Origin of the sequence: Streptomyces sp. NPDC026092 (genome assembly GCF_040638605.1) — a bacterium.
Taxonomy (GTDB): Bacteria; Actinomycetota; Actinomycetes; order Streptomycetales; family Streptomycetaceae; genus Streptomyces.
This window is the reverse complement of record NZ_JBEZYN010000003.1, coordinates 299,765-322,577: the sequence shown is the minus strand read 5'-3', so window position 1 is coordinate 322,577 and position 22,813 is coordinate 299,765. Positions and strand designations below refer to the sequence as shown.

24 protein-coding genes and 7 tRNA genes are annotated in these 22,813 nt (G+C 72.0%); 13 read left to right on the top strand and 18 right to left on the bottom strand.

The genetic code is table 11. From position 1 onward, the window contains the following. The first annotated feature begins 140 nt into the window (after positions 1-140). Complete coding sequence (locus tag AB0F56_RS06495) at positions 141-1,799, top strand: hypothetical protein (protein WP_362004741.1); 1,659 nt, start codon at positions 141-143, stop codon at positions 1,797-1,799. A 70-nt stretch (positions 1,800-1,869) separates the two neighbouring features. Here the strand turns inward: AB0F56_RS06495 and AB0F56_RS06490 are convergent, their stop codons facing one another. Then, positions 1,870-2,442 carry an HIT domain-containing protein gene (locus tag AB0F56_RS06490; protein WP_362004739.1) on the bottom strand — a complete coding sequence of 191 codons (573 nt, stop codon included), beginning with the start codon at positions 2,440-2,442 and terminating at the stop codon, positions 1,870-1,872. Between the two features lie 66 nt (positions 2,443-2,508). On the opposite strand from AB0F56_RS06490, the gene AB0F56_RS06485 reads away from it, so the two are divergent. After that, a complete protein-coding gene (locus AB0F56_RS06485) occupies positions 2,509-3,186 on the top strand; it encodes a potassium channel family protein (RefSeq protein WP_362004736.1) in 678 nt (225 codons plus the stop codon). 18 nt (positions 3,187-3,204) lie between these two features. Here AB0F56_RS06485 and thrS read toward each other — a convergent pair whose 3' ends face one another. From thrS to AB0F56_RS06470, 3 genes are all read right to left on the bottom strand, one after another. Beyond that, positions 3,205-5,181: a threonine--tRNA ligase gene (thrS, locus tag AB0F56_RS06480; RefSeq protein WP_362004734.1), complete on the bottom strand. Its 1,977-nt coding sequence runs from the start codon at positions 5,179-5,181 to the stop codon at positions 3,205-3,207. Between the two features lie 203 nt (positions 5,182-5,384). Continuing rightward, positions 5,385-6,662, bottom strand: coding sequence for a hypothetical protein (locus tag AB0F56_RS06475; RefSeq protein ID WP_362004732.1), 1,278 nt, complete (start codon positions 6,660-6,662; stop codon positions 5,385-5,387). Further along, positions 6,662-7,228, bottom strand: a complete 567-nt coding sequence (locus AB0F56_RS06470; RefSeq protein ID WP_362004729.1) for a DUF4365 domain-containing protein — start codon at positions 7,226-7,228, stop codon at positions 6,662-6,664. The genes AB0F56_RS06475 and AB0F56_RS06470 overlap by 1 nt, the downstream gene beginning before the upstream one ends. 120 nt (positions 7,229-7,348) lie before the next feature. On the opposite strand from AB0F56_RS06470, the gene AB0F56_RS06465 reads away from it, so the two are divergent. Further along, positions 7,349-8,077: a 3'-5' exonuclease gene (locus AB0F56_RS06465; protein WP_362004726.1), complete on the top strand. Its 729-nt coding sequence runs from the start codon at positions 7,349-7,351 to the stop codon at positions 8,075-8,077. Positions 8,078-8,148: 71 nt separating this feature from the next. Here the strand turns inward: AB0F56_RS06465 and AB0F56_RS06460 are convergent. Both AB0F56_RS06460 and AB0F56_RS06455 read right to left on the bottom strand, forming a co-directional pair. Then, positions 8,149-8,220: transfer RNA gene (locus AB0F56_RS06460), tRNA-Val, on the bottom strand. Positions 8,221-8,259: 39 nt separating this feature from the next. Further along, entirely contained in the window at positions 8,260-8,706 is a 447-nt protein-coding gene (locus AB0F56_RS06455) for an SRPBCC family protein (RefSeq protein ID WP_362004723.1), read from the bottom strand. Positions 8,707-8,789: 83 nt separating this feature from the next. On the opposite strand from AB0F56_RS06455, the gene AB0F56_RS06450 reads away from it, so the two are divergent. Next, entirely contained in the window at positions 8,790-11,207 is a 2,418-nt protein-coding gene (locus tag AB0F56_RS06450) for a hypothetical protein (protein ID WP_362004720.1), read from the top strand. A 62-nt stretch (positions 11,208-11,269) separates the two neighbouring features. On the opposite strand, the gene AB0F56_RS06445 is transcribed toward AB0F56_RS06450, so the two are convergent. After that, positions 11,270-11,344: transfer RNA gene (locus tag AB0F56_RS06445), tRNA-Val, on the bottom strand. A 54-nt stretch (positions 11,345-11,398) separates the two neighbouring features. Further along, positions 11,399-11,821 (bottom strand): TIGR02611 family protein, encoded by a 423-nt coding sequence (locus AB0F56_RS06440; RefSeq protein WP_362004718.1) that lies wholly within the window; start codon positions 11,819-11,821, stop codon positions 11,399-11,401. Positions 11,822-12,010: 189 nt separating this feature from the next. Between AB0F56_RS06440 and AB0F56_RS06435 the strand changes: the two genes are divergently transcribed. Together AB0F56_RS06435 and AB0F56_RS06430 are read left to right on the top strand one after the other, a co-directional pair. Then, positions 12,011-12,424 carry an SsgA family sporulation/cell division regulator gene (locus AB0F56_RS06435; RefSeq protein ID WP_015032345.1) on the top strand — a complete coding sequence of 138 codons (414 nt, stop codon included), beginning with the start codon at positions 12,011-12,013 and terminating at the stop codon, positions 12,422-12,424. Positions 12,425-12,646: 222 nt separating this feature from the next. After that, positions 12,647-13,204, top strand: coding sequence for a CGNR zinc finger domain-containing protein (locus AB0F56_RS06430; RefSeq protein WP_362004715.1), 558 nt, complete (start codon positions 12,647-12,649; stop codon positions 13,202-13,204). 10 nt (positions 13,205-13,214) lie between these two features. On the opposite strand, the gene AB0F56_RS06425 is transcribed toward AB0F56_RS06430, so the two are convergent. Together AB0F56_RS06425 and AB0F56_RS06420 are read right to left on the bottom strand one after the other, a co-directional pair. Next, the gene (locus AB0F56_RS06425) at positions 13,215-13,367 is read right to left on the bottom strand and encodes a hypothetical protein (RefSeq protein WP_362004712.1); all 153 of its coding nucleotides are present in this window, start codon (positions 13,365-13,367) and stop codon (positions 13,215-13,217) included. Positions 13,368-13,498: 131 nt separating this feature from the next. Continuing rightward, on the bottom strand, positions 13,499-13,924 hold the full coding sequence (locus AB0F56_RS06420; protein ID WP_362004709.1) for a hypothetical protein: 426 nt from the start codon (positions 13,922-13,924) through the stop codon (positions 13,499-13,501). A 166-nt stretch (positions 13,925-14,090) separates the two neighbouring features. On the opposite strand from AB0F56_RS06420, the gene AB0F56_RS06415 reads away from it, so the two are divergent. Continuing rightward, positions 14,091-14,606: a DsbA family protein gene (locus AB0F56_RS06415; RefSeq protein WP_362004706.1), complete on the top strand. Its 516-nt coding sequence runs from the start codon at positions 14,091-14,093 to the stop codon at positions 14,604-14,606. A 40-nt stretch (positions 14,607-14,646) separates the two neighbouring features. On the opposite strand, the gene AB0F56_RS06410 is transcribed toward AB0F56_RS06415, so the two are convergent. From AB0F56_RS06410 to AB0F56_RS06400, 3 genes are read right to left on the bottom strand one after another with little or no spacing between them, the layout of a single operon-like run. Continuing rightward, a complete protein-coding gene (locus AB0F56_RS06410; protein WP_362004703.1) occupies positions 14,647-15,480 on the bottom strand; it encodes a GNAT family N-acetyltransferase in 834 nt (277 codons plus the stop codon). A gap of 42 nt (positions 15,481-15,522) precedes the next feature. After that, the gene (locus AB0F56_RS06405) at positions 15,523-16,353 is read right to left on the bottom strand and encodes an aminodeoxychorismate lyase (RefSeq protein WP_362004701.1); all 831 of its coding nucleotides are present in this window, start codon (positions 16,351-16,353) and stop codon (positions 15,523-15,525) included. Then, positions 16,350-17,414: a chorismate-binding protein gene (locus AB0F56_RS06400; RefSeq protein WP_362004698.1), complete on the bottom strand. Its 1,065-nt coding sequence runs from the start codon at positions 17,412-17,414 to the stop codon at positions 16,350-16,352. The genes AB0F56_RS06405 and AB0F56_RS06400 overlap by 4 nt, the downstream gene beginning before the upstream one ends. 280 nt (positions 17,415-17,694) lie before the next feature. On the opposite strand from AB0F56_RS06400, the gene AB0F56_RS06395 reads away from it, so the two are divergent. From AB0F56_RS06395 to AB0F56_RS06375, 5 genes are all read left to right on the top strand, one after another. After that, positions 17,695-17,767, top strand: a tRNA-Gly gene (locus tag AB0F56_RS06395). A gap of 38 nt (positions 17,768-17,805) precedes the next feature. Further along, positions 17,806-17,879, top strand: a tRNA-Cys gene (locus tag AB0F56_RS06390). Between the two features lies 1 nt (position 17,880). Beyond that, positions 17,881-17,952: transfer RNA gene (locus tag AB0F56_RS06385), tRNA-Val, on the top strand. 39 nt (positions 17,953-17,991) lie between these two features. After that, positions 17,992-18,063 (top strand) — tRNA-Val (locus AB0F56_RS06380). A 46-nt stretch (positions 18,064-18,109) separates the two neighbouring features. Continuing rightward, positions 18,110-18,184: transfer RNA gene (locus AB0F56_RS06375), tRNA-Val, on the top strand. An 82-nt stretch (positions 18,185-18,266) separates the two neighbouring features. Here AB0F56_RS06375 and AB0F56_RS06370 read toward each other — a convergent pair. The 4 genes from AB0F56_RS06370 to AB0F56_RS06355 all read right to left on the bottom strand — a co-directional run bounded on the left by AB0F56_RS06370 (position 18,267) and on the right by AB0F56_RS06355 (position 20,587). Beyond that, positions 18,267-18,557: a zf-TFIIB domain-containing protein gene (locus AB0F56_RS06370; RefSeq protein WP_362004696.1), complete on the bottom strand. Its 291-nt coding sequence runs from the start codon at positions 18,555-18,557 to the stop codon at positions 18,267-18,269. A 40-nt stretch (positions 18,558-18,597) separates the two neighbouring features. Beyond that, positions 18,598-19,611 (bottom strand): phosphotransferase, encoded by a 1,014-nt coding sequence (locus AB0F56_RS06365; protein ID WP_362004693.1) that lies wholly within the window; start codon positions 19,609-19,611, stop codon positions 18,598-18,600. A gap of 386 nt (positions 19,612-19,997) precedes the next feature. Then, complete coding sequence (locus AB0F56_RS06360; protein WP_362004690.1) at positions 19,998-20,165, bottom strand: hypothetical protein; 168 nt, start codon at positions 20,163-20,165, stop codon at positions 19,998-20,000. A gap of 188 nt (positions 20,166-20,353) precedes the next feature. Continuing rightward, the gene (locus AB0F56_RS06355; RefSeq protein WP_260230356.1) at positions 20,354-20,587 is read right to left on the bottom strand and encodes a hypothetical protein; all 234 of its coding nucleotides are present in this window, start codon (positions 20,585-20,587) and stop codon (positions 20,354-20,356) included. Positions 20,588-20,782: 195 nt separating this feature from the next. Here AB0F56_RS06355 and AB0F56_RS06350 point away from each other — a divergent pair, with 195 nt between their 5' ends. Beyond that, a complete protein-coding gene (locus AB0F56_RS06350; protein WP_362004687.1) occupies positions 20,783-21,931 on the top strand; it encodes a serine/threonine-protein kinase in 1,149 nt (382 codons plus the stop codon). A gap of 60 nt (positions 21,932-21,991) precedes the next feature. Here AB0F56_RS06350 and AB0F56_RS06345 read toward each other — a convergent pair whose 3' ends face one another. Continuing rightward, complete coding sequence (locus AB0F56_RS06345) at positions 21,992-22,810, bottom strand: RNA methyltransferase (protein WP_362004684.1); 819 nt, start codon at positions 22,808-22,810, stop codon at positions 21,992-21,994. Positions 22,811-22,813: the final 3 nt, after the last annotated feature.

Here is a 22,813-nt window from a genome sequence, read left to right as displayed (position 1 = left end):
GCGGGCGGCATTCGGCCGACCCGTGACGCATCCGCCGGTACCCGGCTACGCTGTGGTGCCCAGCTCAGCAGGTGTGCGGGGCGCGGTAGTCGGGAACAGGCCGCAGAGGAAGACGCGGTGAACCACGCGGGCACGCGGCGATGGGGGCATCAGTGACGATCGGCAGTTTCGGACCCGGGGCGCAGATTCCCCTGCAGGGCTCGGACGGACAGACGGCGGCGACCCATGCCCTGGCCTCCGCCGCGTACCGCGACAGCCCGGTGGAAGCGATCCTGGATGCCAACAACGACTGGCACAAGTCCAAGGTCACCGACGGTAAATGGGCCAAGCTCTTCCGGCCGGACCTCGGCGAGGCCTTCTCGCGCGCGGTCCAGGTGCGAATGCTCGGCGGTGCCCGCAAGGCGCTCATCCAGTCCTTCGGCACCGACCCGCAGCCCGTGGTCGAGCACTGTCTGGCCGCCACCGGCATCCGCAAGCGGCGGGACGTCAAACTGACCCTGGTCACCTTCGTCTTCGGTGTCCTGTTCCTGCCCGGACTGCTGCTCTGGCTCGGCGTGATCCAGCTGCGCCGGCTGGTCGCCGGCTCGGAGAACAAGCGCACGAGCGCGGTGGGCACGGTGATCCTGGTCGTCGCGGGCCTGCTCGCTGTCCTCGTCCTGATCAAGCTGCCGATCACCGGCGTCCTGTCGATCTACCTCCGCGCGATGGTCGTCGCCCCGGTCGTCGGCTGGTTCCTCGCCAAGCGGATCTGCGAGTCCACCGCCGTCGACCTGCGGGAGCGCTGGACGGCCCTGCTGAGCGGCGGCGGCATCGGCGCCAAGATCCCCGAGGCGGTCCCCGGAGACCCTGGCGAGAAGTCCGCCGAGGAGCTGCGGCAGAACCTGGAGAAGCTCTCCGCCGAGCAGCAGTCCAACATCGTCTTCTACGCGGGCCCCAAGGGAATACTGGGCATGGGCACCCGCTGGGGCAGCTGGACGCTCGCCGAGGAGCTGATCCCCAAGGACGGCCGCGAGATCCACGACTTCCGCGCCTGGGACGTCGTACGGAAGATCCACGACAAGCTCACGATGCTGGAGCGGGGCTCCCTGAAGACCGGCTTCCCCAAGCCGACCGTCAAGCACTGGATCGTCTCCCCGGTCGGCGAGGGCGCGGACGAGGTCGCCCGGCCCGACGGCGACAACATCGTCCACTTCCAGGTCAAGCCGCACGAGATACAGCGCATCTGCAACGACCAGCAGTTCGGCGCGGGCAACCGGCACTACCTCGGCGTGCAGTTCACGCTCTGGGACGGGCAGCTCGTCCTGACGATGATGATCACGGTGACCTCGCTGCACCACACGCTGCGCGTGGAGGTCACCGGGCACGCGCTCGGCCCGGTCCACTCGCTCTTCACCTCCAAGCCGGCGGCGAAGACCAAGGACGTGTCCAAGACGGTCAAGTTCTGGGAGACGCGGACGGTCCAGCTGCCGCTCCTGGAGACGGACGAGATCGTCCGCAAGGCCGTCCGGGCCCCGCTGACCTGGTTCCCGCCGATCCTGGACTTCCTCGGCGGCAAGCTGGTCCTGCCCGAGCCCTTCGGGCTGCGGCACGCCTGGGCCGCCGCGCCCTGGCGGCACCGCTTCATGGCCGACGACGCGATCCGCGCCGCGACGCCGGTGATGCGCGCGGTCCACGCGGCGACCATCGCGGTACTGGACGACCACGGCGTGGACACGGAGCGCTTCACCAACCGCTCGTTGATACTGAGCGGCGCCGTTCAGGACCCGGGCACGAAGAAGGCCGACGTCTACGACGCCTGACGGCCGGCCACCCGGGAGCCGAGGCCTTCCGTCCGGATCAGGCCGGGGGCCCTGGTGTCGACGACAGGACCTAGGCGAGTTCCGAGGTGGCCGGCCAGGCCGCGGCGAGCATCGCGCGGGTGTCGGCGAGGAGCTGCGGCAGCACCTTGGTGTGGCCGACGACCGGCATGAAGTTGGTGTCGCCGCCCCAGCGGGGCACGATGTGCTGGTGCAGGTGGGCGGCGATGCCGGCGCCCGCCACCGCGCCCTGGTTCATGCCGATGTTGAAGCCGTGCGCGCCGGAGGCGGTCCGCAGCGCGATCATCGCCCGCTTGGTGAACTCGCCCAGCTCGGCGGTCTCCGCCGCGTCCAGGTCCGTGTAGTCGGCGACGTGCCGGTACGGGACCACCATCAGGTGGCCGCCGTTGTACGGGTAGAGGTTGAGCACCGCGTACACGCTTTCGCCCCGCGCTATCACGAGCCCGTCCTCGTCCGACTTCGACGGGATCACGCAGAACGGACAGCCGTCCTCGGCCCCCGGCCCGGTCGGCTTGTTCTCGCCCTGGATGTACGCCATCCGGTGAGGCGTCCACAGGCGCTGGAACGCGTCCGGCGCCCCCACTCCGATCTGCTGCTCCGGCTCAGTCGTCATGCTGTGCAGCATATGGCTTCGCCCATTCGCGACGTGTCGCCGGGGCTTCGATCACGCCGTCCCGGAGATGCTGATCGGATGAACGAGAGCCTGGACAGGCAGACCCGCTGGGACCGCCGTATGGAGGCGCCGCTCGCGGTGGCGTCCCTGGTGTATCTCGCCGGATACACGGTGCTGGTGCTGGCCACCGGTCTCGACCCGGTCTGGCGGGACCTGTCCTTGGCGGCGACCCTGGGTGCCTGGGCGGTCTTCGCCTTCGACTACGGGGTCCGATTCCGGCTCAGCGGTCTCGGACCGCTGCGCTTCGTCCGGACACACCTCCTGGGCACGGTGATCCTGGTGCTGCCGCTGCTGAGGCCGCTGCAGATGGTGAAGATCTACGAGCAGATCCAGCGCCGCCGGGACAAGCCGCGTCTGACCCTCTATGCCCGCGTCATGGCCTACTCCAGCATCACGGTCTCCGTGCTCGGCTTCGCGGGAGCGCTGGCCGTCCTCCAGCACGAGCGCGGGGCCCCGGGCGCCACGATCCGTACCTTCGGCGACTCGCTCTGGTGGGCCGCGGAGACGCTGACGACGGTGGGGTACGGCGACGTGACCCCGGTGACCCCGGTCGGCCGGGTCATCGCCGTGGGCATGATGGCGTGCGGCGTCGCGCTGCTGGGGGCCGTGACGGGTTCGTTCTCGTCCTGGCTGATCCAGACGTTCATGCGGGAGGACGAGAAGGGGCCCCCGGGTGCCGGCCCGGGAGCCCCTTGAGTCCGTGTCCGCGGCGGATCAGACCTGGACGCGCTCCTCGACGACCTTGGCGATCTTGGCGATGGCCTCGTCGACGGGGATGCCGTTCTCCTGTGAACCGTCGCGGTAGCGGAAGGAGACGGCGCCGTTGGCCATGTCCTCGTCACCGGCGATGATCATGAACGGGACCTTCTGCTTCTGCGCGTTGCGGATCTTCTTCTGCATCCGGTCCGAGGACGCGTCGACGTCGACCCGCAGCCCCTGCTTCTTCGCCTTGGCGGCGAACTCCTGGAGGTACGGGATGTGGGCGTCGCCGATCGGGATGCCGGTCGCCTGGACGGGGGCCAGCCACGGCGGCATGGCGCCCGCGTAGTGCTCCAGGAGGACGGCGAAGAAGCGCTCGATGGAGCCGAACAGCGCGCGGTGGATCATGACCGGCCGCTGCTTGGTGCCGTCGGGGCCGGTGTACTCCAGGTCGAAGCGCTCCGGCAGGTTGAAGTCCAGCTGCACGGTCGACATCTGCCAGGTACGGCCGATGGCGTCGCGCGCCTGCACGGAGATCTTCGGGCCGTAGAACGCGGCGCCGCCCGGGTCGGGGGTGAGCGGGAGGCCCTGCTTCTCGGCGACCTCCTGGAGGACGGCGGTCGCCTCCTCCCAGACCTCGTCCGAGCCGACGAACTTCTCCGGGTCCTTGGTGGACAGCTCCAGGTAGAAGTCGGTCAGACCGTAGTCGCGCAGCAGGTTGAGGACGAAGGTGAGGGTCTTGTCCAGCTCCTCCGCCATCTGCTCGCGGGTGCAGTAGATGTGCGCGTCGTCCTGGGTGAAGCCCCGGGCGCGGGTCAGGCCGTGCACGACGCCGGACTTCTCGTACCGGTACACGGTGCCGAACTCGAAGAGGCGCAGCGGCAGTTCACGGTACGAACGCCCGCGCGCGTCGAAGATCAGGTTGTGCATCGGGCAGTTCATGGGCTTGAGGTAGTAGTCCACGCCCTCGTCGAGCTGCATGGGGGGGTACATGCCCTCGGCGTACCAGTCGAGGTGGCCCGACTTCTCGAACAGCTTGCCCTTGGTGGCGTGCGGCGAGTAGACGAACTCGTAGCCCTCCTCCTCGTGCCGCTTGCGCGAGTAGTCCTCCATGACCCGGCGGATGATGCCGCCCTTGGGGTGGAAGACCGCGAGGCCGGAGCCGATCTCGTCCGGGACGGAGAAGAGGTCGAGCTCGTTGCCGAGCTTGCGGTGGTCGCGCTTCTCGGCCTCGGCGAGGAAGTCGAGGTGCGCCTTCAGCTCGTCCTTCGACGGCCAGGCGGTGCCGTAGATGCGCTGGAGCATCGGGTTCTTCTCGCTGCCGCGCCAGTAGGCGGCCGCGTTGCGCATCAGCTTGAACGCCGGGATGTTCCGGGTGGTGGGCAGGTGGGGGCCTCGGCAGAGGTCCTTCCAGCACAGGTCGCCGGTCTTGGCGTCGAGGTTGTCGTAGATGGTCAGCTCGCCGCCGCCCACCTCGACGTTGGCGCCGTCGTCGGTCGACGCGGAGCCCTTGATGCCGATGAGCTCCAGCTTGTACGGCTCGTCGGCGAGCTCCTCGCGGGCGGCCTCGTCGGTGACCACGCGGCGGGAGAAGCGCTGACCCCGCTTCTGGATCTCCTGCATCTTCTTCTCGATGGCCTTGAGGTCCTCGGGGGTGAACGGCTTCTCGACGTCGAAGTCGTAGTAGAAGCCGTCACGGACCGGCGGGCCGATGCCGAGCTTGGCCTCGGGGAAGAGCTCCTGCACGGCCTGGGCCATGACGTGCGCGGTGGAGTGGCGCAGGATGTCGAGACCGTCCGGGGAGGAGATCTCGACGGGCTCGACGACATCGCCCTCGGCGACGACGTAGGTGAGGTCCTTCAGCTCACCGCCGACGCGGGCGGCGATCACGGACCGGTCGTCGGCGAACAGCGCGCTGGCGGTGGTGCCCGCGCTCACCGCCCGATCCTCGGCTCCTGAGGCGGACTGGACGGTCACACGGACATCAGACACGGATGCTCTTTCCCTTGGGGCGCAGGCAGACACGATGTGCCGGCGCCGGCGACGCGCGGCAGAGACGAGGTGCCGCGTCGCTGTAAATCCTAAGGGCTCGGGCCGCCCCCGAGCGCTGGGAGCCGGACCCGCCCGCCGCTGTTCGCCGCACGGCCCCCCGCTGGCCCCCGCGGAGCCCGGGCGCGGTCACCCCAAAACGGCCCTCACTCCTCCCCCGGGCCGCAGGCCTCCTCGAAGAAGTCCAGGTTCTCGTGGAGCGACTTCATCAGCCGGTCCCGCTCGGCCTCGTCGACCTGGACCGGTACGACCCCGGTGGCATCGGTCAGCCGCCGGAAGCCGCCCCGGCTCTCCAGCCGGCCGACCACCCGGATCGGCAGCCCGACCAGGTGCGCGTGCCCGGCCGTACGGTACGACTCCTCGTCCAGCGTCACCCGGACGTGCGGCACCTCCGCCCCGCCGAGCACCCGCAGCCGTACGGTCCCCTCGCCGCGCGGCCCCGAGCGGCGCATCCGGACCACGGCGCCGGTGATCCGGACCGGTACGGACGGCTCGTCGGTCAGATAGCGGGCGCCGGCCTCACGCAGGGCCGGCAGGTCGCCCGCCGAGAACTCGACCGGCTCGGGCCGGGCCGCGCACCCGGCGGGCGTCCCGGCTGCGGGGGCCCACTCCAGCGCGATCCTGGCCCCCTCGGTGCCCCGTACGAGCGCGACCAGGGCCTCGGTCAGCTCGCGGCTCACCCCCGCCTCGACGGCGGCGTCGAAGGCCTCCATCCCGCCCGTCGCCCGCTGGTAGTCGGCGGCCTCCCGCGCCGCGTACAGCGCGTGGTAGAGCCGTACGGCGATGGCCCGGCCCGAGTCGACGGGCACGAACGCGGTCAGGCCCCGCCCGCCCGGCGCCGCCCCGACGACCACCGCCTCCAGGGACGCCTGCGCCTGGCGGCGGTGCCGGGCGCCGTAGTACCCGGCCCGGCCGCGCACGGCGAGCGCGCCGGCGAGCAGCAGCTGCCGGGCGGCCGACCTGAGCTGTTCCTGGACGGTCCACGGGACCGTGCCCGCGGGGCCCGGCGGCACATCGCGCCACCAGCGGATCTCGTCGCTGGGCACGGTGAGCCCGACCAGGACCTCGCGGGCCGAGGGCGCCGCGCTGTGGGCGAGGGCGGTGAGCGCCTCGCCGAGCAGGTCCTCGCAGTCCGGGAACGCGCGGCTCTCCGGTACGAGGAGGCTGGTGCCGCCGGAGGGGCCGCCCGTCCCGGGCGGGGTCCAGCGGCTGTAGCGGCCCGCGGCCCCGCCGCGGCGCCGCCAGCCGTGCCGGGCGAGCAGCGCGCCGAGGACCAGCGGGTCGACACGTCCGGGGTCGGGCGACCCCCCGGCGTCGGCCCAGGGGCCGGCGGGGAGGTCGCCGTGCGGGGGATGGGGGCGGAACGGTGGCAGAACGGGGCCGTAGCCGGCCCCGCCCTCCTGTTCGCCGATCGGCCGGTGCATCAGGGTCTCCCTCCCACGCCGACCCGGGTCATGATCTCGCACAGTGCCCGGTCGTCGAAGATCCGTGCCGTCGGTATGCGCACGGTCGTCCGCCGCCGACCCGTCACCGGGTGGCCGGCCAGGTTGATCCAGTAGCAGCAGTGCCGCAGGTCCAGTCGGTCGTGCCCGGCCCGCAGCCAGTCCTCCCGGTCGCGCGGCACGATCATGACGACCAGGATCTTGTGCACCGAGACCGGGGTCCGCGCCAGCTTCACCAGATGGTCGTTGTCCAGGGTGAAGGAGAACGCGGGCCCGGGCGGCCGCGGCGGTAGCTGGTAGGTGCACTTGAGCTGCACCTTGATGGTCACTTCGTCGTCGACCGTGTGGCCGGGAGCGCTGTGGCTCACGTGCCAGTCGATGCCGTTGTCCGGAAACGGCTGCGACAGCGAGCAGCCCGCCGCCGCGGCGACCGCATGCAGATACCCCACCTGGAGCGTCTCCATGCAGGCGGTCGTGGCGAGTGAGCCCCGCAGTGGTGCTGCCCGCTGAGGCGGCAGCCCTCCCGATTCGGGCTGGGCGAGCGCCATGTCAATTCCCTTCCCCGTCATCTGTGTTGTCACCGGTCCGCGTACGGGGCAAACAGCCCGGGTATCACCGATTCGGGCAGGGGGATCGCCATCTGCCGCACATGTGCGAGGAGTTCGGGGATGACGCACAACTGGTATGACGGGCCCCTGGCCGCATTCGACACGGAAACCACGGGAGTTGACGTCGAGCAGGACCGGATCGTCTCGGCCGCGCTCGTCGTCCAGGACACGGCCGGCGGACGTCCGCGGGTCACACGCTGGCTGGTCAACCCCGGGATTCCGGTGCCCCCTGCGGCCACGGAGGTCCACGGACTGACGGACGATCATCTACGACGGAACGGGCGCTGGCCGGCGCCCGTGATGGAGGAGTTGGGGCGGGCGCTGGCGGAGCAGTGCGCCGCGGGCCGGCCCCTGGTGGTGATGAACGCGCCCTTCGATCTGACGATCCTGGACCGCGAACTGCGCCGCCACCGTGCCTCCTCACTCGGCCGCTATCTGGAGAACGCGTCGCTGTGCGTGCTCGATCCGCGCGTGCTCGACAAGCATCTGGACCGCTACCGCAAGGGCCGCCGGACGCTGACGGACCTGTGCGCGCACTACGGCGTGGAGCTGGACGGCGCGCACGACGCGGCGGCGGACGCGACGGCCTCGATGGATGTCGTACGGGCGGTGGCGCGGCGGTTCGCGTCCCGGCTGGAACGACTCTCACCCGCGGAGCTGCACACGCTGCAGGCGGTGTGGCACGCGGCACAGGCGCGGGGGCTGCAGGCGTGGTTCACGCGCAACGGGACGCCGGAGACGGTGGATCCGGCGTGGCCGCTCCGTCCCGAGCTGCGGACGGCGGCGTGACGCGTCGGCGCGTGCTTCGGCCCGGGAATGCGGAAGGCCGGTCCGTCTTTCGACGGACCGGCCTCTCCCGGTGGGCGATACTGGGATCGAACCAGTGACCCCTTCGGTGTGAACGAAGTGCTCTCCCGCTGAGCTAATCGCCCGGGAACGGGTTGAACCATACAGGTTTCCGCGCCCCTCCTTCAAACCGCGCGCAGTCGGGCCGCCAGACCGCGCCTGCCCGCGCGCATCATCAGCGCGTGGTTGGCGCGGAAGACGGGCCGCCCAGGGACCGCGAGCCGGCGCATCAGAGGGCTGGTCACCTCGACCTCCTGCTCGTACAGCGCGCGCGTGCCCGGGCCGTGGGCCGTCACGGTCCAGCGCGCCCAGCCTTCAAGGTCGCCGCCGAGCGCGACCTCCAGGACGCGGGCGTCGGGGTCGCGGCGCCGGGCCTCGGCGGTGACGACGAGGTCGTACGGGAGGAAGGAACGGAACCGCGCGGTGCCGGTGGCCTCGTCGACGGGGACGACCTCGCGGACCTGGGGCCACCAGCTCGGGTACTCCTCGGCGCGTTCCAGTACGGCGAAGACCGCGTCGGGCGGGGCGGCCAACTGCCAGACGCTGCGGAAGCGGTAGCGGCACCAGTCCATGACCCCAGTGTGTACGTACTCAGCCGCGGAAATGAGTACCCGCACGCATGGTTCCGGGGTGTGGTCCGGCGCACACTCCGGACATGAACTCTCCTCTCCCACCCGCCGAGGAACTGGTGCAGGTCGATCGCGAACTGGCGCGGCTCGACGCCCACCGGTCCCAGTTGCTGGCCCGCAGGGCCTGGCTGCTGCGGGTCCTGCAGGCTCCGGCGCCCTCCCCGGCGACCGGGCCCACGACCGGCCGGCCGGTGGCCGACTCGACCCCGCGCAGCGCGCAGAACGTGCTGCTCACGCTGGGCGGGGTACTGCTGACGATCGCGGCGCTCGCGTTCACGCTGGTCAGCTGGGGGACGATGGGCATCGGCGGCCGCGCGACGGTCCTCGCCGTCGTGACGTCCGCGGCGCTCGCGGTGCCGGTGGTGCTGCTGCGCCGGGGGCTCGGCTCGACGGCCGAGGCGGTCGCCGCCCTGGGCCTGGTCCTGATGGTCCTGGACGCGTACGCGCTGCACCGGGTGGCCCTCGCGGACACCGACGGGCTCGCGTACACGTCGGTCGCCTCGGCGGTGCTCGCCGGCGCCTGGACGGCGTACGGGACGGCGCTGGGCAAGCTGCGGATCCCGCTGCCGGTGGCCGTGGTGACGGCTCAACTCCCCCTGCCGCTGGGCGTCCTGGCCGCCGACGGCGGCGCGCTCGCCCTCGGCTGGGCGGCGCTGGCGACCGCGGTCGCGGATCTGGCGGTGGCGCTCTGGGTGAAGCCCACGACGGTACGGGGCACGGCAGCCGTCGCCGCCGGGGTCCTGGGCGGCGGGGCCCTGCTCACGGGTCTGCGGATGTCGTTCACGTCCCCGCTTCCGGCGGCCGCGCTGCTGCTCGCCTGCGCGGCGGTGGCGCTGTGCGTGGCGTGGCGGGTGGCCCAGGCCTCGGTGGCCACGTCGGTGGTGGCGGGTCTCGCGGTGGTCGCGGCGGCGGGTGGCGCGCTGCGCCCGGTCCTGCCGGGCGACTGGGAGGTGCCGGGGTACGTGCTGTGCGCGGTGGCCCTGGCGGGCGTCCTGCGGTCGTCGGCGCCGCGCGCGGTACGGATCGGTCTGGCCGGTGCGGGCGCGGGGGTGCTCGCGCTGGGTGTGGTGTGGGCGCTCCCGCCGGTGGCGGCCGCGCTGCTCGAGCCGCTGGCACGGACGACCCCCGTCTGGTCGGGCGCCCACGCTGACCTCGGGCTCGCCCCGTACCCGTCGACCGCCCCGCTGGTCCTGCTCGTCGCCGCGGCGGCCTGCGCGACGCTCCCGCGCCTGTGGTCTCGCTGCGCGGCCCTGTTTCTGAGCTGGGGCACCCTGACCGCTCTCCCGCTCGCCCTTGACCTCCCGTACGCCCCGACGCTCTCCCTCCAGCTCCTGACGACCACGGCGGCCCTCCTCCCGGCGGCCCGCCCGGGGACGCTGACGCGGGGCCTGCCGGCTCCGGCTCCCGCTCCGGTGGCGGGCGGCTCGGATTCCGACTCGGATGCCGCCCCCGCGGTCGCCTCACCACCTGTGCAGCCCCTGGAGGTCCTCGGGGCGAGCGCGTTCGGCTGCGGATTCGCCTCGGCGCTGAGCGCCGTCGCCGCGGCCCTGGACACGCGCGCGGCCACGTTCACCACGCTCGGGGTACTGCTCGGGCTCTTCGTGGCGGTGGCCTTCCTCGCCGCCGGCGTCCAGCGGATCGTGTCCGCCTGTGCGGCGGTCGTCGTCGCGGCCGGTCTGGTCTCCGCCGGGGCTGCCGCCGCCGGGTTCCGTGACCACCACACCGCCCTGTCCCTGCTCCTCGTCCCGGCGGCCACGGCCCTGATCGGCGGGCGGCTCCGGCGCCACCCGGTCGCGCTCCCCGTCGAGCTCACCGGCGCCGCCGTCGCGCTGCTCGCGATCATCATGGCCGTGCCCACGCCCGCGGTCCTCGCACTCGTCCTCGCCCTGACCGGTGTGCTCGCCACCGCCACGGCCCTCCGGCCCGAGCGCCGCGCGGTCGCCTCTTGGACGGCCGGAGCGCTGTTCCTCCTGGCGACCTGGGTGCGGCTGGCCGTCTGGGACGTGACGACCCCGGAGGCGTACACGCTGCCCGTCACCGTGCCCGCGCTGGTCGTCGGCGCGCTGCGGCGGCGCCGCGACCCGGAGTCCTCGTCCTGGGTGGCGTACGGCCCCGGCCTCGCCGCCACGCTGGTGCCGAGCCTGCTCGCGACCTGGGTGGACCCGGACTGGCGGCGCCCGCTGCTGCTCGGCGTCGCCGCCCTCGCGGTGACCCTGCTCGGGGCCCGGTTCCGGCTGCAGGCGCTGCTGGTGCTCGGCGGGACGGTCCTGGCCCTCGACGCCCTGCACGAGCTGGCCCCGTACGTCGTCCAGGCCGTCGGAGCCCTCCCCCGCTGGCTGCCCCCGGCCCTGGCCGGTCTGCTGCTGCTCGCCGTGGGGGCGACGTACGAGCAGCGACTGCGCGACGCCCGTCGCCTGCGGGAGCGGCTCGGCCGGATGCGGTGACCCGATCCGGGGAACGCCGAAGGCCCGGAGACTGGGTTCAGTCTCCGGGCCTTCGGTCCGGGTGGTGGGCGATACTGGGTTCGAACCAGTGACCTCTTCGGTGTGAACGAAGCGCTCTCCCACTGAGCTAATCGCCCGGGCGCACCGCAAACATTACCGCATGTCAGCCGGTGCCCCGACCGTCCCCCGGGTCAGTCGTTGATCTTCCACGGCATGACGAAGCCGTACTTCCAGAGGTAGAAACCGAGCAGCGCGGCGATGATCACCAGGCCGACCGAGGTCAGGATGATGTTGCGTCGACGCACCTTCGGATCGAGCGCGCGCTGTGCCGCCTCGGTGACCTTCCGCTTCGTCCACCGGAGCACCAGCTGGGCCCAGACGAACTCGGTGGCCCAGATCGCCATACCGCCGAAGATCACCACCCAGCCGGGTCCGGGCAGCACCAGCATCGCGACACCGGCGCCGACCACGGCCAGTCCCACGATGAAGACGCCGACCTGCCAGCTCAGGTGCAGGGTCTTGCGTGCCTTGATGAAATCGGGGGCCCGGGATCCCAGCTCGGACTCCCCGTCGGCCGCGGACTCCCCGGTGCGCTCGTCACTCTCCGCATTCATGGTCCCAACTTACCGGACCGGGCGCCCTCACCCGTTCAGCCGTATTACCAAAAGTTACACACCCCCATACGAGCTACCTGAACGATCACAAAACAGACAGAGGGGTTTACAACGGCACCGTAGGTGGCATGTCGATTTCGCCGACGTGCGAATCCCCGAGCGCACACTGAGCGAAAGGCCCTGGCGCTTATGAACACCACGGTCAGCTGCGAGCTGCACCTGCGCCTCGTTGTGTCGAGCGAGTCCTCACTGCCTGTACCCGCGGGCCTGCGGTATGACACGGCCGATCCGTATGCCGTGCACGCCACCTTCCACACCGGAGCCGAGGAGACGGTCGAGTGGGTCTTCGCCCGCGACCTTCTCGCCGAGGGGCTGCACCGGCCCACCGGCACCGGCGACGTCAGAGTCTGGCCGTCACGCAGTCACGGTCAGGGCGTCGTCTGCATCGCGTTGAGTTCCCCCGAGGGCGAAGCCCTGCTCGAGGCCCCGGCGAGGGCTCTGGAGTCGTTCCTCAAGCGGACCGACGCCGCCGTGCCACCGGGCACCGAGCACCGGCACTTCGATCTCGACACGGAGCTCTCCCACATCCTGGCCGACAGCTGAGCCAGGCCGAGAGCCGCACGGCGCCGTCCGACTCGGGGAGACGGCGCCGCGCGGACGACGCGGACCCTCACATACCGCAGACATCGGCGTCCTCACCGCGCAGCCGGCGCGGAGGAGGGCGCCGATGCGCGTTACCCGACCCCGCCCGGCGTCGCGCGACGAAGCCGCTAGAGTCAGCGCAATTCCGCGGGCACCCGCCCGCAGCCGGCCAGGGAGCGAATCGTGCTGATCCCTCACGACACCCGGATCGCCCTCGACAGCGTCGTCGATCTGATGAACACCGCGCCACAGGGCGACCGCGACGACGAACTCGCGGACGTCCCATCGCTGCGCACCTTCGTGCGGGCCCACAACATCAGCGACGTCGGCGAGCTCACCGACAAGGACCTCAAGGCCGTCCAGGAGGTACGGGCCAGGTTCACGGCGGTCTTCGCGGCGCCCGACGCCCGGATCGCGGCCACGCTGATCAACCAGCTGGTCGCCGCCGCGGGCACGACGCCGCAGCTCACCGACCACGACGGCTACGACTGGCACGTGCACTACTTCGCGCCGGGCGCCTCGGTCGCCGACCATCTCGCCGCCGACTGCGGCATGGCCCTGGCGTTCATCCTCGTCGCGGGCGAGCAGGAGCGGTTGCGGCGCTGCGAGGCCCCCGACTGCGGCCGCGCCTTCGTCGACCTCTCGCGCAACCGCTCACGCCGCTACTGCGACAGCCGCACCTGCGGCAATCGCCTCCACGTCGCCGCGTACCGGGCACGCCGCAAGGAAGCCGCCGGCTGAGCCGACCCCCTCACAGCATGAAGAGGTCGTGCACGGCGGCCATCAGGAGCAGACAGCCGATCACCGCCAGGAAGATCATCAGCGGCGGTTGGGAGAGCGCGAACAGACAACCGCGCGGCTCTTCGGTGGGGGCGGGGGCATGATCCCGCGAGGTATCCAGCATCTCGGGGGCGATCATGGCGCAGCGGCTCGCGCGAGGGCCCGCAACACGCCCCTCGATCGGGGCAGTTCATCACATCCCGTGGATGCTCCGACGGTCGGATCCGGTCGGAGGCCGTCAGATGCTCCGCCTCCTCAGATGCCGTGCTTCTTCAGAATCGCCTCGATGTCGCTGAAGTCGTCCCCGGCCGTCTTGGCCTGCGGCTTCGGGGTCGCGCCCCGCTGCCCGGCGCCGAGTGAGGGCGCGGACGCGGCCGGGGCGACCGCCCCGGGCATCTCGCCCCGCTCGGCCTGCTTCCGGCCCGCTCTGCGCCGCTCGATCGCCCGGCTCGTCATGAAGAGCGCCCAAGCCGCGCCGAGCACGCCGAAGCCGGCCCACGCCGTCGGGCTGAAGGCCGTGTCGAAGGCCCACTCCACCGCCCCGGTCATGACCAGACCGATGGGCACCAGCGCGTAGGCGGCGATCCGCGTCGCGGCGAGGAAACGCTTGCGGTACGCCGTGATCGCGGCGATGCCCAGTCCCGCCACGGACACCGCGGAAAAGATGGTCTCGGCGAGCATGCGATCCTCCTGGGCCGGGCGGTATGTCTCTTCCATCCTGCACCGGCGAGGGGGCCCGGGGCCATGTTCCGAGGCCGACCTCAGGGAGATCTCCGGGTCTCCCTTGCGGGATCTCCTCCCCAGGTCCCGGTTGGGACCGGTCGGACCGTGCTGGGAGACTGCTCCCATGAGCGACTCCACCACCCCGTCCGCCTCCCCCGTCACCGTGGAGGCCTGGTTCGACCTCCAGTGCCCCGACTGCTTCCGCGCCCTCGACGACGTGCGCGCGCTGCGCGAGAAGTACGGCGACCGGATCGACGTACAGCTGCGGCACTTCCCGCTGGAGAAGCACAAGCAGGCGTACGCCGCCGCGCAGGCGGCCGAGGAGGCGGCCGACCAGGGCAAGGGCTGGCCGTACGTGGAGGCGCTGCTCGCCAGGACCGAGGAGCTGGGCGAGCGCGGCGAGCCGGTACTCCTGGACGTCGCCCGCGAACTCGGCCTGGACGCCGAGGAGTTCGACACCGCCCTGATCGACGGCCGGCATCTGCTGATGGTCGACGCCGACCAGGCGGAGGGCAAGGCGATCAAGGTCACCGGCACCCCGACCTATGTCGTCGGCGGCGAGCGCCTCGACGGCGGCCAGAGCCAGGAGGGTCTGCGGGCGCGCATCGAGGAGATCGTCGACCGTCTGCTCGCCGGCTAGGGCCTGTCCGGCGGATCAGGGCCGGATAGGCCCTAGGGGATCACAGCAGCTGCTTGTAGCTGTTGACGTGCGTCGTCCGGTAGCCGAGCGAGGTGTAGAGCCGGATCGCCGGGGTGTTGCCCGCGAAGACATGGAGTCCGAGCAGGCGGTCCCCGGCGTGGAGCGCGACCCGCTCGGCGACCAGCATCAGGGCCCGACCGTAGCCGTGGCCCCGGTGGCCCTCGGCGACCGCGATGTCGTAGACGTAGCTCCCGTGGACGCCCGGCTCCAGTTCGCGGCCGGCCGTCCAGACATGGCCGACGGTCTCCCCGTCCCGTACCGCCACATGGACCGCCGTGCCCGGGGAGTCCAGGCCGTCCGGCAGCAGCAGCCGGTGGGCGGCCTCGGACCTGGCGCGGGCCCGGTCCTCGGGGACGCCCCGCTCGATCCAGCTGCGCGCGTAACTCTCCCGGGCGTTCACCTCCCAGGGCCCGAACTCGTCCTCGGTCATCGCGCGGACCTCGACGCCGGACGCCAGCGCGGGCGGCTCGGCCGGGAGCTCCTTGACCATGTTCCTGCCGCGCTCGGTGTAGCCGAGCATCTCCCCCATCCGCAGCGCCGCCTCCGCACCCACCGGTACGGAGATCTGGGCCTCGCCGCAGCCCCAGCCACGCAGCACCTCCTCGGCGGCCAGCGCGGCGACCGTGCCCCGGCCACGGCGGCGGTCCTTCTCGTCGATGCTCAGGGCCGAGATCACCCCGGATCCGGTGCCGGGGGTCGTGGCCAGGCGCACGGAACCGACGCGACGACTGTTCACGCACACGTCGTAGGTGCGTGAACGTCCGCCGTCCGGGGTCTGCTGAAGCGGCACGGCCGGCCGCAGGGTGGTGGTCATCACGGGTGTTCTACCCACGCCACGGCTCTCCGTCATCCGGATTTACGCGAGGCGCGGATCCCGGTCCGCCGCCGCGCGCTCGTCGAAGATCCGCATGGCCTTGGCGGTGACCGGCCCCGGCGCGGGAGTCGTCTCGTGGTCGTCGACCCGGTGCACGGCCTGGATGTCACGGAGCGTCGAGGTCAGGAAGATCTCCTCGGCGCTCTCCAGGACGTCCAGCGGCAGATCGGTCTCCACCGCCCCCGTCCACTCGACCGCGAGGGCGCGGGTGATCCCGGCCAGGCAGCCGGAGGAGACGGGCGGGGTGTGGATCCGGCCGTCGAGCACGACGAAGACATTGGAGCCGGTGCCCTCGCAGAGCTGTCCGACCGTGTTGGCGAACAGCGCCTCGGACGCGCCCTGTTCGCGCGCCCTGGCGAGGGCGACGACGTTCTCGGCGTACGAGGTCGTCTTCAGGCCCGTGAGCGCCCCGCGCTCGTTGCGGGTCCAGGGGACCGTGATCACGGCCGTGGAGTCGGGGCGGGGGCTCGACTCGCCGAGCCCCACGACGAGGCTCGTCCCGGCGTCGCCGCGCTCGGAGCCGAGCGGCGAGAGTCCACCGGTGTACGTGATGCGGAGCCGGCCGAGCTCCATCGGGTTGGCCTCCAGGACCGCCGCGCAGGCCCGGCGGACCTCGTCCAGGTCGGGCTCGGGCAGGCCCAGACCGCGCGCGGAGCGGGTGAGACGCTCCAGGTGGAGGGTGAGGGCGAAGGTGCCGCCGCGCACGGCCTTGACCGTCTCGAAGACGCCGTCGCCGACAGTCAGCCCGTGGTCCAGGACGGACACCCGGGCTTCCTCCGCGTCGCGCAGTCCGCCGTTGACCCAGAGTTTCATCGCGATATGGCCTTTCCGCTCGCCTCGTACGCGCCCGACGCTACCGCCAGGAGCCGGGACGCCTTCAACTCGGTCTCCGCCCATTCGCGCTCGGGGTCCGAGCCCCACGTGATCCCGGCGCCGGTGCCGAAGCGCAGCACGCCCTCGGGGCGGTCGATCCAGAAGGTCCTTATGCCGACGGCCAGCTCGGCGGTGCGACGGTCGGCGTCGACCCAGCCGATGCCGCCGCAGTAGGGGCCGCGCGGGGCGGTCTCCAGGGCCTCGATGATCCGCAGGGCGCTCGACTTCGGGGCGCCCGTGACGGAGCCCGGCGGGAAGGTGGCGGCAAGCAGCTCCGGCCAGCCGGCCTGCGCGGCGAGTTCCCCGCGCACGGTGGAGACGAGGTGGACCAGGCCCGGGTGGGGCTCGACGGCGCAGAGCTCGGGGACGGTGACCGTGCCGGTCGCACAGACCCGGCCCAGGTCGTTCCGTACGAGATCCACGATCATCACGTTCTCGGCGTGGTCCTTCTCAAGCAGGTCCTCGGCCGTGCGGCCGGTTCCCTTGATCGGGCCGGACTCGACGGTGGCGCCGTCGCGGCGCAGATAGAGCTCGGGGGACGCGGTGGCGATCTCCACCCCGTGCGCGGGCAGCCGAATCGTTCCGGCGTACGGAGCGGGGTTGCCGCGGGCCAGCAGCGCGGTGAGGGCGTCGACGTCGGCCGCGTCGAGGTCGGGCAGCGGCGCGGACATCACGCGGCAGAGATTGGCCTGATAGACCTCCCCGCGCGCGATGTGCTCCCGGATCCGGCGGACGCCCGCCGTGTACGCCGCGCGGTCGAGGGACGACGTCCAGTCGTCGGTGGACGGACCGCGCCAGGCGCCCGCGGCGGGGGCGGGGACCGGGGCCGGGACGGGCTCCCTGCGTACGTCGCCGAAGCGGGCGCAGGTCAGACGGCCCTCGAAGTCCGCGGAGACGGCCCAGAAGCCGGCGGAGTCCAGGGCCGCGGGATCACTGGTGACATCCCGGAGGTCGGTCGCGACGAGGCCGCCGAAGCGGGCCAGAGGAGCAAGGTCGTGCACGGATCGAGTCTAGGGCGGGCGCGGGGGGCGGTGCGGGGCGCGGCGCGGAGGGCGAGTGGTGGTCGGGGCGGAAGGCGAGTGGCGGGCGTGGCCGAACACCGAGCGGGGACGGCTGCGTGCGACCTCGGGGGCACGGGGAGTGAACGCCACGGGAACCTCTCCCGCGGGCCCGCCTCCGTGTGCGGGTCAGCACGCTGCGGAAACGCGTTTTTGTGCTGGCCCAGGAATCCGCTAGAGTTCAACACGTCGCCGGGACGCGCAAGCGGAACGGAAACGACAAGCGGACGTGGCTCAGTTGGTAGAGCATCACCTTGCCAAGGTGAGGGTCGCGAGTTCGAATCTCGTCGTCCGCTCGATGTGGGGGATCTTCCCGAACCCCCGTCTCACTCCTGGTGGAGTGGCCGAGAGGCGAGGCAACGGCCTGCAAAGCCGTCTACACGGGTTCAAATCCCGTCTCCACCTCCAAGCGCGATTAGCTCAGCGGGAGAGCGCTTCCCTGACACGGAAGAGGTCACTGGTTCAATCCCAGTATCGCGCACGCAGAACAACCGAAGATTCGGTCCGCATGGACCGTCCCGCGCGATTAGCTCAGCGGGAGAGCGCTTCCCTGACACGGAAGAGGTCACTGGTTCAATCCCAGTATCGCGCACGCAGTACGCAGTAACCCTTGGTCCTGTATGGTTCGGGACCGACCCGCGCGATTAGCTCAGCGGGAGAGCGCTTCCCTGACACGGAAGAGGTCACTGGTTCAATCCCAGTATCGCGCACCATACGTACGAAGCCCCCGGCCGCCTCTCGCGGCCGGGGGCTTCGTCGTACCCGCTCCTCGTCAGGAGGGGCACAGCGGGCTCGTCAGGAGGAGAAGAGCATCCGGCCGAAGCCGCGCTGGTGGTGACCGCCGTGGTGGCCACCGTGGTGCTGCTGCGGGGCGCCCCACGCGGGCGCGGCGGGGGCGCCGTGCGCGGGGTAGGCCGGCGGGGCGGGCGCGGGCGGCGCCTGCTGCACCCACTGGGACTCGAGCCGGGTCAGGGACTCCAGCTCGCCGTAGTCCAGGAATATCCCGCGGCAGCCGCTGCACTGCTCGATCTGGACGCCGTTGCGGTTGTACGTGTGCATCGCTGCGTGGCACTTGGGACACTGCATGGTCGGCTCAACTTCCTGCCGTTCGAATGGTGCTCTCAGCTTATGGGGACGCCGGCCGGGCCAACTCGGTTCGGAGTGAGCCGATTCGGGCGCAGGTGTCGATCATCACTTCCTCGACCTCGTCGAGCGGGCGCCCCTCCGCGGTGGACTTGGCGAGAGCGAGCGCGGCGGTCTGCACGGTCAGGGCGCGGGCGGGGACGTCGAGTTGGGCCCAGGGATCGGACGCCGTGACGGCCGGGCCGTCTTGCTGCCGGTACGCGTCGAGGAAGCGGGACCAGACGTCCGGGGGCAGGAGGCCCGCCGCGAACCAGGCGGCCGGGCGGGCCAGGTCCCAGGCCGGGTCGCCCAGGCCTAGGTCGTCCACGTCTATGAGGAGCCAGGGGGTGGCGGGGTGGGTGGTGGGGTGGGTGTCCGGGCGGGTGCTGGGGCTGCTGGGAGCGCGGACCAGTTGGCCCAGGTGGAAGTCGCCGTGGCAGAGGAGGGGGCGATGCGCCGGCTCTCCTGGGAGGGTGCGCCAGGCGCGGAGCACTGTCTCTACGGCGGCGCCGGGAGCGCCTGAGCGGCGCATCCGCTCGACCGCGAGAGCGGCCTTCACTGGCGCGCGCATCGGCGGGAGGGGGAGGTGGTCCGGGGGTGGGGTGCGGTGGAGCCTGGCGAGCAGGCGCGCCGCGTCTTCCCAGGGCGCGGCTTCCGGGTCGGTCGGGTCGACCGGGGTGCCGTAGGGCCAGGTGGAGAGGGGGCGGGTGGGGTGTGTGGGTTGGGTGGTGGGGGTGGGGTGGGTCGGTTGGGTGGAGTGCGCTCGTGCCCCGTGGGGTTTGAGGAGGATGCCCGTCAGTTCCGGGAGGGCCGCCACCGCGAGTCGGGCGCCGTGAGCCGAGAGGTCGGTGCCGGGGGCGTGGGCCTTGACCACGACCGCGCCATGTCGGACCACCGTGCCGTCGTCGCGGTCGGCGAGCACCGTGCTGGCGTGCGGGGCGCACGGGCAGGCCGGGTCGGCCCTGTGCGCCGTCTCGCGCGCGAGGGCGCTGAGGTGTTCGAGTTCGGCATGCTCCACCCGGGGAGCGTACGCGCTGCCGCCCAGGGGGTGTCTCGTCGATCAGGCCGGATCAGGGAGCGGCGTCTGGTGCCGTGCATCGCAAGGCGGAGGAGGGAGTCGACGCGGTGGGGGCACCTCCCGTGCCCGAAGGGCTACGGGGGAGTTGGCGACCGACGACAACGCGGCTGGGGGTACCCCCTGCTCGAAGAGCTTGGGGGAGCGGTGTCAGACGCCGCGAGCCCGGCATGATCGACGAGACACCGCCTACGGCCCCGGAAAGCGCGAGGGCCGGTCAGCTCCCCAGCTGACCGGCCACACGCTGCCGTCCGCCGCACCCCCGTCCCCACGGGGTTGTTGGCCGGATGTCCCCGACCCGGGCCGCTCTCCCGGGTCCGGGGCGCCGCTCAGCGCCCCAGCATCACGCCCACGGACGACGCCTGTGTGACCACTGCGTCCCAGCCGCCGAAGACGACGACCAGCAGGGTCGCGAGAGGGAGGACCATGGCGGTCGCCACCAAGGGGTGGCGGCGGCCCGAAGGACGGGTGGTGATCCGCGATACCGGGTACGCCATGGTTCCTCTCCTGTCGTGTTTGGCAGCGGCGGGTGGGTGACCTCGGGGGACGAGTGCTGCACCCGCCGCTTGACTTCAACACTAGGGACCCGGCACCGCCCGGACGTCATGCCCGCGTACCGATTACCGGGCCTACGGGAGGATGACGCGTACCCCCATGGCGTACTCCCCAGGGTGGAGAGAGCGACCTAGGTCTGAGGGTCTTCCCTGAGGGGGACCGGCTGCTCCACGAGGGCGAGGACCCTGCTCGCCATGAAGCGGGCCGTGCGCACGACGACCCCGGTACGCGTGACTTCGCTCACTTCCACCACCCCTCTCCGCACCGCCGTCTCCACCCTCCGACCTGCCCTGCTGGCCACCACCTCGTACGTTCTTGTCGTGTCCCCCGCATCCACGACTATCTCCACGCGGTCACCCTTCATCGGTCGAATCCCCCTTCTGCGATGGGATGTTGGAAAATCGCTCGGTTTGGACGGGCCGCCGCGCGGCCGTCCTGACCGTCCCTCAAGTGTCCTCCCCAGCACTGACAATCGATGCGCGCGCGAGGGCGCGGCCTATGAGCACACCGGGGCGTCAATACGTAAGCTGTGCCACGTCGAACGGACGAGGGGACGGACATGGCGATGATGCGGCTCCGGCGCGAGGATCCGCGGATCGTCGGGTCGTTCCGGCTCCACCGCCGGCTCGGGGCCGGTGGGATGGGGGTCGTGTACCTGGGATCCGACCGGCGCGGGCAGCGCGTGGCGCTGAAGGTGATCCGGCCGGACCTGGCCGAGGACCAGGAGTTCCGGTCCCGGTTCGCCCGCGAGGTCTCCGCCGCCCGGCGGATCCGCGGCGGCTGCACGGCCCGGCTCGTCGCCGCCGACCTGGAGGCCGACCGGCCCTGGTTCGCCACCCAGTACGTCCCCGGCCCCTCCCTGCACGACCGGGTCGCCGAGGAAGGGCCGCTGCGCGCCGCCGACGTCGCCGCGATCGGCGCCGCCCTTTCGGAGGGCCTGGTCGCCGTCCACGAGGCGGGCGTCGTCCACCGCGACCTCAAGCCGTCGAACATCCTGCTGTCCCCCAAGGGGCCCCGGATCATCGACTTCGGCATCGCCTGGGCCACCGGCGCCAGCACCCTCACCCACGTCGGCACCGCCGTCGGCTCCCCCGGCTTCCTCGCGCCCGAGCAGGTACGGGGCGCCGCCGTCACCCCCGCGACGGACGTCTTCTCGCTCGGCGCCACCCTGGCTTACGCGGCGATGGCGGACTCGCCCTTCGGGCACGGCAGTTCCGAAGTCATGCTCTACCGCGTCGTGCACGAGGAGCCGCAGCTCGGCGGGGTGCCGGACGCGCTGGCGCCGCTCGTCCGGGCCTGTCTGGCCAAGGACCCCGAGGACCGGCCCAGCACCCTTCAGCTCTCCATGCGGCTCAAGGAGATCGCCGCCCGCGAGGCCCAAGGGCTGCCCGTCGCGCGGCCTCCGGTGCAGCGGGAGCGTACCGAGCAGTCGACCGGCAGCCGGCCGACCGAGCGGTACACCGAGCGCACCACCGACTCGCGGCCGTCCGCGCCGTCCCGTACCGGCGGGCGGTCCTCCTCCGCCTCCGCCTCCCAGTCCCGGCCCAACGGACGCCCCTCGGCCTCCCGGCCCGGTGGTGCGCGCACCACCTCGACCGGGCGGCGGCCGGCCAATCCTCGGCTGCTGCGGCAGCGGTTGTTCGTGTTTGTGGTGGTGACGCTTGTCGTGGCGTTGGGGATCGCTGCGGCGCAGGCGTTGCAGGGGTAGCTGGGCTTGGGGTGGTGCTGCGGGGGTGGTGCGCTGGGGGTGGTGGGGCGCTGTCCCCCCTCAGTCCTGTGGGCGGCCGCTCGCCACCGCGTAGAAGGCCACCGCCGCCGCCGCGCCCACGTTCAGCGAATCGACTCCGTGCGCCATCGGGATGCGGACCCACTCGTCCGCCGCCCTCAGCGCCTGCGTCGACAGGCCGTCGCCCTCCGCGCCCAGCATCAGCGCCGCCCGCTCCAGCTTGTGCGGGGCCGCCACGTCGATCGGAGAGGCCTTCTCGTCCGGGGTCAGGGCGAGCAGCTTGAAGCCCGCCTCCCGTACGGCCTCCAGACCACGCGGCCACGTCTCCAGACGGGCGTACGGGACCGAGAAGACCGCGCCCATGGAAACCTTCACCGACCGGCGGTACAGCGGGTCCGCGCAGTCCGGGGAGAGGATCACCGCGTCCATGCCGAGCGCGGCCGCGCTGCGGAAGATGGCGCCGATGTTGGTGTGATCGTTGACCGACTCCATCACCGCGACCCGGCGGGCCGGGCGGAGCAGATCCTCCGCGCTCGGCAGCGGCTTGCGCTGCATGGAGGCGAGGGCGCCACGGTGCACGTGGTAGCCCGTGACGCGCTCGGCGAGCTCCGGCTGGACCGCGTACACGGGCGCCGGGACCTCGTCGATGACATCGCGCATGACATCGACCCACTTGGCGGAGAGCAGCATCGACCGCATCTCGTACCCGGCCTGCCGGGCCCGGCGGATGACCTTCTCGCCCTCTGCGATGAACAGGCCCTCGGCGGGCTCGCGCCTGCGGCGCAGCTCCACGTCGGTCAGGCCGGTGTAGTCGCTCAGGCGCGGGTCGTCGGGGTCGTCGATCGTGATGAGTTCGGCCACGTG